We start from the raw sequence: 10,902 nt of genomic DNA on the forward strand, positions 1-10,902 counted from the left end.
AGCTTTGCCGCAGCAGCGATTTCACTCTCGTTGCCAATGGTTCGCCTACTGGTACTGACGACTCACCCAGCACGCCCGCGGTCGGTTTTGCCCAGGGGATCGACGTCTCCGCAGGCAACGCGAGGGCACCTCCTCATATTTTCAGCGGACGCGCTCGCCTTCATTTGCTCTGCTCACTCCGGCGCTGAGGAATAGCCCACCGCCGGAGTGAATTCCGCTCCCCGCAGCTGCGGATAGTGCTCGCCAATTCCTTCGGCCATCCACTGTCATAATCATTCCGATTTTTTTTAAGGATGGTATTTTCAATGCGAAATCAGGATCTCACTACTGAGCCCGGCACCCAAGGCTCGTCGGCTGCGCTCATTCTCTTTCCGCTCCGACTGGTTGTCGGGTGGACCTATTTTTCTGCATTTTGGCGCAGGGTAGTTCTCGCTGACAAGTTGGACGCCAGCAGCCCCGGATATGTCGGAGAGAAGTTCAACAATTTCCTTCCCAACGCACTGGGCATCAAACCGATCATAAGCTACCTGGTGATGCACCCGGATCTCCTGAAATGGTCCATGATTGCCTTCACAATGGTGGAAGCGCTCGTCGGATTGTTTCTGATGCTCGGGATATTTACCCGGACCATGGGTGCGATTGCCATGCTGCTGGCCCTCGGCATTCTGCTTGGCGCGGGTTGGCTGGGTACCACCTGTCTCGACGAATGGCAGATCGGAATTCTAGGTATCGCCTCGGGGGCCGCGTTCCTGCTCAGCGGAGGCGGCGAGTACTCAGTCGATGCTCTGCTCAGGCGCAAGGGCTTGAGCTTCACACGGAGCAAACATTTCACATGGCTGGCTTCGGGTGAATTGAAGGTCAGAAAGCCCGTGATCGTCATCGCGACGGCCGCGGTGCTTTCAGCAACGCTGGCGACCAACCAGTACTTTCATGGCGGTGTCTATGGGCCCCTGCATAACAAATCGGTCAAACCTGTCGTCAAAATCTCGGATGCCAGGATCACGCGCGGCGGTTTGCGGTTTACGGTCTATCGGACCGAAGGCGTGGATGTCTATGGCTCATTCCTGGTCAGTGTTGCTCTACTCGATAACGATACGACCATTTTCAAGGTCGCGGGTCCGCAGCTGAGCCAACTCCCCAAGAGCGACATCGTGAATTACAACGTGGCAGAGGTGAAACCGGGGACGTGTGGCCTGGTCATACCGTTGGGAGGCAAAGCGCGGATCTCCATCAACACCGGGGCCGCAGCTATTGACAGGAGTCGGGGCTACACACTTTCCCTCACCGACGTGAGCGGCGTCCGGTGGCAACAACCGGTTACCGGAGCGTGACCTTCGGTGGCCGCCACAATGTTGGGGTGATGCCGGTTCCGGCGAGCGTCACGATGGCGTTCAGTGCTGCGGCCGGCGGTTCATCGAGCGCGCGACCATGATCAACGAGAACACGACGATCGCCCCGATGATGCCCACACCCACCCGCACCGGCAACGCGTCGGCCGAGGGCAGTAGCCCCGCCGCCTGGGACCCGGCCCCAAGCCGATCCGCGGCGGGCTCTTGCTTGGGCGCCAGCGACGGGTCGGGTGCGATCAGGGCGCCGACCTGGGTGCCCTGCGCCGTGGCGAAGCCGTAGTCGAGCAGATGCGCCGCCTGCTCCCAGGGCGCGATCGGCTGCCGGGTGCCGTGCAGCAATATCGCCACCAGCCGTCGGCCGTCGTGGTTGGCCGCGCCGACGAACGTCTGGCCGGCATCGTCGGTGTAGCCGGTCTTGCCGCCGAGCGCGCCCGGATATTTGTAGAGCAGCTGGTTGTCGTTTTCCAGCTCATAGCCGGGGTGGTCGCCGTGACCGGGGAAGTCGAAGGTCTTCGTCGCGACGATGTCGGCGAAAGTCGGGTTCTGCCAGGCGTACCGGTAGAACAGGCCGATGTCGTAGGCCGAGGTGCTCATGCCCGGCCCGTCCAGTCCCGACGGTGTCGCCACCCGGGTGTCCTGGCCGCCGAGCTTGGCGGCCAGCACGTTGATCTTCTCCACCGCCTGCTGCATTCCGCCCAGCTGCATGGCCAGCGCGTGTGCCGCGTCGTTGCCGGAGTGCATCAGCAGCCCGTGCAGCAGCTGGTTGACGGTGTACACGCCGCCGTCGTCCACGCCGACCTTGGTGCCTTCGGCGGAGGCGTCGTCGGCCGTTCCGGTCACCGACTTGTTGAGGGGCAGCGCGTTCAGTGAGGCCATCGCGACCAGCACCTTGATGATGCTGGCCGGGCGGTGGCGGCCATGCGGATCCTTGGCCGCGATCACCGCGCCGCTGTCCAGATCCGCGACCAGCCAGGCGTCGGCGGAGACGTCGGTCGGCAGCGCCGGGGTGTCTGGCGCGGTGACGATGCCGCAGCCGGACAGGGCCTCGCCGCCGACCGGCTTGGCGGGCACCGCCAACGGCATCGGCGGATCGCCGGCCTGCGGCACCTCCGACGAGTCCACCGCGGGTGGAGTATTCACCTTGTACGGGCAGCTGGGAGCCCCGGCGTTGGCGCCGGGGCTCGGCTCCGCGAGCGCGGTGGGCATGCCCGAAGCGGCCGGGGCAGCGGTCATGAAAACCGCCGCAACCAGGCAGGATGCAGAACGTAGGCGAGCTTTTGAGCGGGGCATTGGTGTGCAGACTAGGCGATGGGGCGCCCGATTGCCGGGAGCCGCGCTGTGACTGCTGAGGCTGATGTGACAAGTTCATCCGTGCGGCGCAGGCTCCGGCAACCCACTACGCTGGCAGGGGCCAACAGCCGTCAGCCATCAGCCGTCGAAAAGGGTGCGCCATTCCAAGCGAGCGATTGTGGTCGAAGTGGCGGCGCCGCGCGGGCACCAACGGATCCGGCAGCTCGCCGCGATCGCTGGAGCAGCTGTTCAAACAGGTGGAGAAGTCGACCCAGGTACGGCGGACCGGACTTGACCAGGTATTGGCCGAGTTGGAGATGCATCGCGACGCCACCGGCGATCCCGAGGCGCGGTCGGCGCTGGCCTGGCTGTGCAATTCGCTGTCGCGGTTCGTGAACAACCCGAGCGCGGCGCACGCCCGTCAGCTGGTGATGGCCACCGGCACCGCTAGGGCCGCGCTGGATCGCTGAGCACGCCGCGCAGGATCGATTCGATCGTGTCGAATTCGGCCTGACCGCTGATCAGCGGCGGCGCCAACTGGATGACGGAATCGCCGCGATCGTCGGTGCGGCAATACAATCCGGCCTCGAACAGCGCTTTGGACACGTGGCCCAGCAGCGCCCGGCGTTCGGTGTCGGTGAAGGTCTGTTTGGTCGCCTTGTCTTTGACCAGCTCGACGCCGTAGAAGAAACCCTCGCCGCGTACGTCGCCCACGATCGGCAGGTCGTACAGCTTCTCCAGGGTGGCGCGGAAGGCGGGCGCGTTGGCCTTGACGTGGTCGTTGATGCCCTCGCGCTCGAAGATGTCAAGGTTGGCCAGGCCGACGGCAGCCGAAACCGGGTGGCCGCCAAAGGTATACCCGTGCGGGAACATGGTCTCGCCGTCGTTGAACGGCTCGAACAGCCGCTCGCTGGCGATCATCGCGCCGATCGGTGAGTAGCCCGACGTCATGCCCTTGGCGCAGGTGATCATGTCGGGAACGTAGCCGACGTCGTCACAGGCGAACATCGAGCCGATCCGGCCGAACGCGCAGATCACCTCGTCGGAGACCAGCAGCACGTCGTACTCGTCGCAAATCTCCCGGACCCGCTCGAAATAGCCTGGGGGAGCGGGGATGCTGCCGCCGGCGTTCTGCACCGGTTCGAGGAACACCGCGGCCACAGTGTCGGGTCCCTCGAACTCGATCGCCTCGGCGACCCGGTCGGCGGCCCACTGCCCGAATGCTTTTGCGTCGGTGCGAAAGGGTTCGGGCGCCCGGTAGAAGTTGGTGTTGGGTACCCGGAAGCCGCCCGGCGTGACCGGTTCGAACGGCGCCTTGAACCGCGGCAGTCCGGTGATCGCCAGCGCTCCCTGGGTGGTGCCGTGGTAGGCGATCGCGCGCGAAATCACCTTGTGTTTCCCGGGTTTGCCGGTGAGCTTGAAATACTGCTTGGCCACTTTCCACGCGGTCTCGACGGCCTCGGTGCCGCCGGTGGTGAAGAACACCCGGTTCAGATCGCCGGGGGCATAGTGGGCCAGGCGCTCGGACAGCTCGATCGCGGGCGGGGTCGCGTACCCCCACAACGGAAAGAACGCCAGTGTGCTCGCCTGCCGGGCCGCGACCTCTGCCAGTTCGGTGCGGCCGTGGCCGACCTGCACGGTGAACAGCCCGGACAGCCCGTCCAGATAGCTCTTGCCGCGGTCGTCGTAGATCATGACGCCCTCACCGCGGGTGATGATCGGCGCGGTGATGTCGGCGCCGTGCCGGGCGAAGTGCAGCCAAAGATTGTCAGTCATGTTGTCAGCGAGCGTAACGCCACGGGCGGCGATCACTTAAGCAATATTCCGGCATCCACCGACAGCGTCGTGCCGGTGATGTAGCGGCCGGACTTGGCGCACAGGTAGAGCATCGCTTCCGAGACATCCTCGGCGTCGATCACCGAAACGGGCAGCAGATTCGTGAAGGCTGACGCGAGCGTCGGGTGCTGCTCGAGGAACCTGTCCATCATCTCGTTGTGGATCATCGGCGTCCCCACCCCGGTCGGATGCACGGAGTTCACTCGAATCTCTTTCTCCGCCAATGTAGTTGCGTAATAACGCATCAGGCCGATCACCCCGTGCTTGGCCGCGGTGTAGCCCGCCAGGCCCGGGTTGCGGGTGTCGAAGTCGCGCCCGATCGATTTGAAGCCCGCCGCCGAGCTGGTGATGACGACCGCCCCGCCGTCCTGGTGCGCGAGCAGATGCGGCAAGGCCGCTTCGATCGTGGAGTAGACGCCGTTGAGCATGATGTCGATCGCATCGACGTAGGAATCCATCGTCGGCTCGGCGAGGCCGATGCCCGGCCCCACGCCGGCATTGGCCAGGACGAAGTCCAGGCGACCGAGCTCGGCCACGCCGTTCGCCAGTACCGACTGAAGACGTTCGAAGTCACGCACATCGGCCTGCTCGGCGACGATGCGGCGACCGGTCTTCTCGACCAGGTTGACCGTCTCGTCCAGATCCTCGGGACAGCTCAGCGAATAAGCGACGGTGTCGATCTGCCGGCAGATGTCCACGGCGATGATGTCCGCGCCCTCCTCGGCGAACCGCAGCGCGTGCGCGCGGCCCTGCCCGCGCGCTGCACCGGTGATGAATGCGACCTTGCCTTCCAAGCGGCCTTCCAAGCGCCCCGTCATGAATCCACTGTGCTGCCGGACCGGGGCCGCCGGCAGCCAGTGCGCGCACAGTTGTAGTCAGGATGCGCATAGGCTCGGGACATGACCGCAACGCAGGTCACCGATTTCGAAGCGCTGCGCCCCCATCTGATGGCGGTTGCGTACCGGGTGACGGGCACCGTGGCCGACGCGGAGGACATCGTCCAGGAAGCGTGGCTGCGCTGGGACGGACAAGACGCGACGATCACCGACCTGCGCGCCTGGCTGACGACCGTGGTGAGTCGGCTCGGACTGGATCGGCTGCGCTCGGCCGCCCACCGGCGCGAGACCTACACCGGCAACTGGCTGCCCGAGCCGGTGGTGACCGGCTTTGACGGCACCGATCCGCTGGCTGCCGTGGTGGCGCGCGAGGACGCCCGGTTCGCGGCGATGGTGGTGCTGGAGCGGCTGTCCCCGGATCAGCGGGTCGCCTTTGTGTTGCACGACGGGTTCTCGATGCCGTTCGCCGAAGTGGCCGAGGTGCTGGGAACCAACGAGCCGGCCGCCCGGCAGCTGGCCTCGCGGGCCCGCAAGGCCGTCGCGAGCCAGCCGCCGCCGGAACCCGATCCATCGCACAACGAGGTGGTCGGCAAGCTGATGGCCGCGATGGCCTCCGGCGACCTGGAAGCGGTGGTGGCGCTGCTGCATCCGGACGTGACATTGACTGGCGACGCGAATGGCAAGGCGCCCACCGCAATCAACGTCATCCACGGGGCAGACAAGGTGGCGCGATTCTTCTTCGGCCTGGCCAACCGCTACGGCCCGGCGATGTTCACGACGTATCAGCTCGGGTTGGTCAATGGCGAACTCGGCGGCTACACCGCGGGGGTGCCCGCCGGCGACGGGTATCGCGAGATGATGCCCCGGATCATGGCGATGACGGTGCGCGACGGAAAGGTCTGTGCCCTATGGGATGTCGCTAATCCCGACAAGTTCAGCGGATCCCCGCTGCGCCTTCCGTCGCCCACGGAACGCGGCAACTATCACCCGAATTGAAGCCCTGCTCGGTGATGCCCAGCGCCGAGTTCACCCGCGCCCGCATGTTCTCCAAGCCGATCTGATAGGTCAGCTCGATCACCCCGGCGTCACCGAACCGCGCCCGCAGGTCGGCCACCTGCTCGTCGGTGACGGTGTGCGGATCGGTAGTCATGGCGTCGGCGTAGGCGATCGCGGCGCGCTCGTCGTCGGTGAACGCCGCCGAGGTGGCGTAGTCGTCGATCTTCCTGAGCCGCTTGATGTCGAGGCCGTCCAGGCGCTGCAGCATGGACCCGAAGTCGACGCACCACGAGCACCCGATCGAGCGCGCGGTCCAGTACACGGCGAGCTCACGGACACTGATCGGTAGCGTGCGGGACGCCCGGTCGACCAGGGTCTCGTGCACGGCGCCGGCGACCATCAGCCGGCGATGATGCGCGGCCACCGCGAACGGTTCGGGCACCTGGCCATAGCGCCGCTTGGCGATCCGGTACATGGCGCGGGTCATCAGGCCGGCGCTCTTGGGTGGTAGCGGCTGGATGCGTGTTTTCTGAGTCATACGTTCAAGACGACGCAGCTTCGGGGAGTGTGACCAAGCTTCTTCCAAGAATCCGATAAGGATCCCCGGCAAGTGTGGGGTGATGACTTACTGCTATTTCGACGAGCCGCCCCGCCTGGAAGACATCGAGCCGGCCACCCACAGCGAGGTGCTGGTCGCCGAGCCGCGGCTGGACCAGGCTCGCGTCCGGGCCGCGGTCGACGCGGTTTTCGCTGCTCACCCCGACCTGGGCACCGTGTTCGAGTCGAAATTGAAGATCTGGATGACCCGACCGGGCGGCGGCTGGGCGTGGGGGGTGGAACCACCCGGCGGCAGCGTCACCGACGTCACTGCGCGGCATTTGGCCAGTTTCGACATGCACACCGGCCGGTTGTTCGCGGTCTCGCTGCTGCCGGGCGAACCCGACCGCGTGGTGCTGACCGCCAGCCGGCTGTGCATCGACGAAGCGGCCTGGCGGGCGGTGGTCGACGACCTGGTCGCCGAGTGCCACACCGCCGGGCTCAGCGTGAGAACATCAGCGCGCGCTTGACCTCTTGGATCGCCTTGGTGACCTGAATTCCACGCGGGCAGGACTCCGTGCAGTTGAACGTGGTGCGGCAGCGCCACACCCCGTCGACCTCGTTGAGGATGTCGAGGCGCTCAGCGGCGGCCTCGTCGCGGCTGTCGAAGATGAACCGGTGCGCGTTGACGATCGCGGCCGGGCCGAAGTAGGTGCCCTCGCTCCAGAACACCGGGCAGCTGGTGGTGCAGCACGCGCACAGGATGCACTTGGTGGTGTCGTCGTAGCGGGCGCGGTCGGTCGGGCTTTGGATGCGCTCGCGGGTCGGCGGGTTGCCGCTGGTGATCAGGTACGGCTTCACCGCCCGGTAGGCGTCGAAGAACGGCTCCATGTCGACGACCAGGTCCTTCTCCACCGGCAGACCACGGATCGGCTCGACCGTGATCGTCAGGGACTTGCCCGGTCTCTTGGGCAGCAGGTCGCGCATCAGCACCTTGCAGGCCAGCCGGTTCACGCCGTTGATCCGCATCGCGTCGGATCCGCAGACGCCGTGGGCGCAGGATCGCCGGAAGGTCAACGTGCCGTCCAGGTAGCCCTTGATGTAGATCAGCAGGTTGAGTAGCCGGTCGCTGGGCAGACACGGCACCCGAAAGCTTTGCCAGCCACCGGTTTTCGCGAACGCATCGGGATCGTCGGGATTGAACCGGGCGATCTTGAGAGTCACCATCACGGCGCCGTCCGGAACGGCGGGCAGGGGTGGTTCCCCGACCTCTTCAGACATCAGTACTTCCGCTCCTTGGGTTCGTAGCGCGTCTGCACGACGGGCTTGAAGTCGAGCGCGATGTCGCTCAACAGCTCGCTGCCCTGCTTGTAAGCCATGGTGTGGCGCATGTAGTTGACGTCGTCCCGGTTCGGATAGTCCTCGCGGGCATGTCCGCCGCGGGACTCCTTGCGATTCAAGGCGCCGACGACGGTGACTTCGGCCAGCTCCAGCAGGAAGCCCAGCTCGATGGCTTCCAGCAAGTCACTGTTGAATCGTTTTCCCTTGTCGTGCACGCTGATTCGCGAGTAGCGCTCCTTGAGCGCGTGGATGTCGGTGAGCGCCTGCTTGAGTGTTTCCTCGGTGCGGAACACCGCGGCGTTGTTGTCCATCGTCTGTTGCAGGGCGCCACGGATGTCGGCGACGCGTTCGTTGCCGTGCTCGCTCAGGATGTCGGCCACCCAGCCGACGACCATGGCCTCCGGATTCGGCGGCATGTCGACGAAGTCGTGGCCCCGAGCGTAGCTGGCCGCGGCGATGCCGGCGCGGCGGCCGAAGACGTTGATGTCCAGCAGCGAGTTGGTGCCCAGCCGATTGGCGCCGTGCACGGAGACGCATGCGCACTCACCGGCCGCGTACAGGCCGGGGACGGTGGATGTGTTGTCCCGCAACACTTGTCCGGAGACCGTGGTCGGGATGCCGCCCATCACGTAGTGACAGGTGGGGTAGACGGGGACGAGCTCGTGGACGGGGTCGACGCCCAGGTAGGTGCGGGCGAACTCGGTGATGTCGGGCAGCTTGGATTCCAGCACGTCTTCGCCGAGGTGGCGGACGTCGATGTACACGTAATCCTTATGCGGCCCGGCACCACGGCCCTCCAGGACCTCCAGGACCATCGAGCGGGCCACGATGTCGCGGGGGGCCAGGTCCACGATCGTCGGGGCGTAGCGCTCCATGAAGCGTTCGCCCTCGCCGTTGAGCAGCCGGCCGCCCTCGCCGCGCACGGCCTCCGAGATCAGGATGCCCAGACCGGCCAGTCCGGTCGGGTGGAACTGGTGAAATTCCATGTCCTCCAACGGAAGTCCCTTGCGGAACACGATGCCGATACCGTCGCCGGTCAACGTGTGCGCGTTGGAGGTGGTCTTGTACATGCGCCCGGAGCCACCGGTCGCCAGCACGACGGCCTTGGCGTGGAAGACGTGGATGCGACCGGTGGCCAGCTCATAGGCGACGACGCCGGTGGCCACCGGGCCGCTGGGCGTCTGGGTGAGCACCAGGTCGAGCGCGTAGAACTCGTTGAAGAACTGCACGTCGTGCTTGACGCAGTTTTGGTAGAGCGTCTGCAGGATCATGTGGCCGGTGCGGTCCGCGGCGTAGCAGGCGCGCCGAACCGGGGCCTTGCCGTGATCACGGGTGTGGCCGCCGAAGCGGCGCTGGTCGATCCGGCCCTCGGGGGTGCGGTTGAACGGCATCCCCATCTTCTCCAGGTCGAGCACCGCGTCGATGGCTTCCTTGCACATGATCTCGACGGCGTCCTGGTCCGCGAGGTAGTCACCGCCCTTGACGGTGTCGAAGGTATGCCACTCCCAGTTGTCGTCCTCGACGTTGGCCAGTGCCGCGCACATGCCGCCCTGGGCGGCGCCGGTGTGGCTACGGGTCGGGTACAGCTTGGTCAGCACCGCGGTGCGCACCTGGGGGCCGGCCTCGACGGCTGCCCGCATCCCGGCACCGCCCGCGCCGACGATCACCACGTCGTATCGGTGTTGCTGGATCACGGGTTAGCCTCCGACATCGGGGTTGAACGTCATCAACACGTAGGTACCCAGCACCAACGTGAATCCCATCGACAACAGCAGCAGGCTGTTCAGCCAGAACCGGGTGCTGTTCTTGCGGCTGTAGTCGTCGATGATGGTGCGCAGGCCGTTACCGCCGTGCAATTGCGCCAGCCACAGCAGCGATAGGTCCCAGAACTGCCAGAACGGCGACGCCCAGCGCTGCGCCACGTAGTTGAAGTCGATGCGGTACACGCCGTTGTCCCACATCAGCATGATGAACAGGTGCCCGATCGCCAGGAAGACCAGCGCGACGCCGGAGAACCGCATGAACAGCCAGGCGAATTTCTCGAAGTTGGGGATGCCAGACCGCCGCCGGGGTGAGCGCGGGTTGTCCAGGCTGGGCGGGCGATCGTGGCTGCGCTGCAGGACCGGCGCTACCTCGCCCCGGCCGAGCTGAAGGTCGGGGCTGCTCATCGGAAGTGCTCCATCATGTGGACACCGATGGCCACTGCCGCGGGCACCATGACCAACAGGTAGACGACGGCGACGACCCACAGCATCGTCTTCTGGTGGCGGGGACCCTCGGCCCAGAAGTCGATCAAGATGATGCGGATCCCGTTGAGTGCGTGGAATCCCACCGCGGCGACCAAGCCGAGCTCCATCAGGCCGACGATCGGCGTCTTATAAGTCGCGACCACTTCGTTGTAGGTCTGCGGGCTCACCCGGACCAGGGCGGTATCCAGGACGTGCACGAACAGGAAGAAGAAGATCGTTGCGCCGGTGATGCGATGCAGCACCCACGACCACATCCCCGGATCTCCCCGATACAGGGTCCGTGGTGGCCGCCGCTTGCGTGATGGCTCGGTGGTCTCAGTGCTCAAACCAGTTCCCTTGTTCATCCGCGAAACTAAAGCCGGGCAATCGAGCTTAGCCCGGCAGAGATGGGTCCGGAACCGGCCAACATCGTTCTTCAACGGCGCTTTCGTGCCAGGGTTAGGGTGGCTTTCTCGACTCGGCCGATCG

Annotated in this window: 11 protein-coding genes and 1 pseudogene; 4 read left to right on the plus strand and 8 right to left on the minus strand. The window is 65.6% G+C overall.

Annotated elements, in window-relative coordinates:
- Positions 1 to 305: 305 nt before the first annotated feature.
- The gene (locus MAAFP003_RS05485) at positions 306 to 1,331 is read left to right on the plus strand and encodes a TQO small subunit DoxD (RefSeq protein WP_096285093.1); all 1,026 of its coding nucleotides are present in this window, start codon (positions 306 to 308) and stop codon (positions 1,329 to 1,331) included.
- A 60-nt stretch (positions 1,332 to 1,391) separates the two neighbouring features.
- On the opposite strand, the gene dacB1 is transcribed toward MAAFP003_RS05485, so the two are convergent.
- Positions 1,392 to 2,639 carry a D-alanyl-D-alanine carboxypeptidase DacB1 gene (gene dacB1, locus MAAFP003_RS05490; protein WP_096285095.1) on the minus strand — a complete coding sequence of 416 codons (1,248 nt, stop codon included), beginning with the start codon at positions 2,637 to 2,639 and terminating at the stop codon, positions 1,392 to 1,394.
- Between the two features lie 176 nt (positions 2,640 to 2,815).
- Here dacB1 and MAAFP003_RS05495 point away from each other — a divergent pair, with 176 nt between their 5' ends.
- A complete protein-coding gene (locus MAAFP003_RS05495; RefSeq protein WP_096285097.1) occupies positions 2,816 to 3,109 on the plus strand; it encodes a hypothetical protein in 294 nt (97 codons plus the stop codon).
- Here the strand turns inward: MAAFP003_RS05495 and MAAFP003_RS05500 are convergent.
- Both MAAFP003_RS05500 and MAAFP003_RS05505 read right to left on the minus strand, forming a co-directional pair.
- Positions 3,087 to 4,415: an aspartate aminotransferase family protein gene (locus tag MAAFP003_RS05500; protein WP_096290902.1), complete on the minus strand. Its 1,329-nt coding sequence runs from the start codon at positions 4,413 to 4,415 to the stop codon at positions 3,087 to 3,089. The two genes, MAAFP003_RS05495 and MAAFP003_RS05500, sit on opposite strands and share 23 nt — an antisense overlap.
- Positions 4,416 to 4,447: 32 nt before the next feature.
- Entirely contained in the window at positions 4,448 to 5,293 is an 846-nt protein-coding gene (locus MAAFP003_RS05505; RefSeq protein ID WP_096285099.1) for a mycofactocin-coupled SDR family oxidoreductase, read from the minus strand.
- An 81-nt stretch (positions 5,294 to 5,374) separates the two neighbouring features.
- Between MAAFP003_RS05505 and MAAFP003_RS05510 the strand changes: the two genes are divergently transcribed.
- Positions 5,375 to 6,307: a sigma-70 family RNA polymerase sigma factor gene (locus MAAFP003_RS05510; protein ID WP_096285101.1), complete on the plus strand. Its 933-nt coding sequence runs from the start codon at positions 5,375 to 5,377 to the stop codon at positions 6,305 to 6,307.
- On the opposite strand, the pseudogene MAAFP003_RS05515 reads toward MAAFP003_RS05510, so the two are convergent.
- Positions 6,246 to 6,857, minus strand: a pseudogene (locus MAAFP003_RS05515) (carboxymuconolactone decarboxylase family protein); the annotation flags it as partial. The gene MAAFP003_RS05510 and the pseudogene MAAFP003_RS05515 overlap by 62 nt on opposite strands.
- A 70-nt stretch (positions 6,858 to 6,927) precedes the next feature.
- Between MAAFP003_RS05515 and MAAFP003_RS05520 the strand changes: the two are divergent.
- Positions 6,928 to 7,374: a condensation domain-containing protein gene (locus MAAFP003_RS05520; RefSeq protein ID WP_096285105.1), complete on the plus strand. Its 447-nt coding sequence runs from the start codon at positions 6,928 to 6,930 to the stop codon at positions 7,372 to 7,374.
- Here MAAFP003_RS05520 and MAAFP003_RS05525 read toward each other — a convergent pair.
- From MAAFP003_RS05525 to sdhC, 4 genes are read right to left on the minus strand one after another with little or no spacing between them, the layout of a single operon-like run.
- The gene (locus MAAFP003_RS05525; protein ID WP_096285107.1) at positions 7,346 to 8,125 is read right to left on the minus strand and encodes a succinate dehydrogenase iron-sulfur subunit; all 780 of its coding nucleotides are present in this window, start codon (positions 8,123 to 8,125) and stop codon (positions 7,346 to 7,348) included. The two genes, MAAFP003_RS05520 and MAAFP003_RS05525, sit on opposite strands and share 29 nt — an antisense overlap.
- Positions 8,125 to 9,879, minus strand: coding sequence for a succinate dehydrogenase flavoprotein subunit (gene sdhA / locus MAAFP003_RS05530; protein WP_096285109.1), 1,755 nt, complete (start codon positions 9,877 to 9,879; stop codon positions 8,125 to 8,127). Before sdhA ends, MAAFP003_RS05525 begins: the two co-directional genes overlap by 1 nt.
- A 3-nt stretch (positions 9,880 to 9,882) precedes the next feature.
- The gene (locus tag MAAFP003_RS05535; RefSeq protein WP_096285111.1) at positions 9,883 to 10,353 is read right to left on the minus strand and encodes a succinate dehydrogenase hydrophobic membrane anchor subunit; all 471 of its coding nucleotides are present in this window, start codon (positions 10,351 to 10,353) and stop codon (positions 9,883 to 9,885) included.
- On the minus strand, positions 10,350 to 10,688 hold the full coding sequence (gene sdhC, locus MAAFP003_RS05540) for a succinate dehydrogenase, cytochrome b556 subunit (RefSeq protein WP_243393927.1): 339 nt from the start codon (positions 10,686 to 10,688) through the stop codon (positions 10,350 to 10,352). Before sdhC ends, MAAFP003_RS05535 begins: the two co-directional genes overlap by 4 nt.
- Positions 10,689 to 10,902 lie beyond the last annotated feature (214 nt).

This window comes from Mycobacterium ahvazicum, assembly GCF_900176255.2.
Lineage (GTDB): Bacteria > Actinomycetota > Actinomycetes > Mycobacteriales > Mycobacteriaceae > Mycobacterium > Mycobacterium ahvazicum.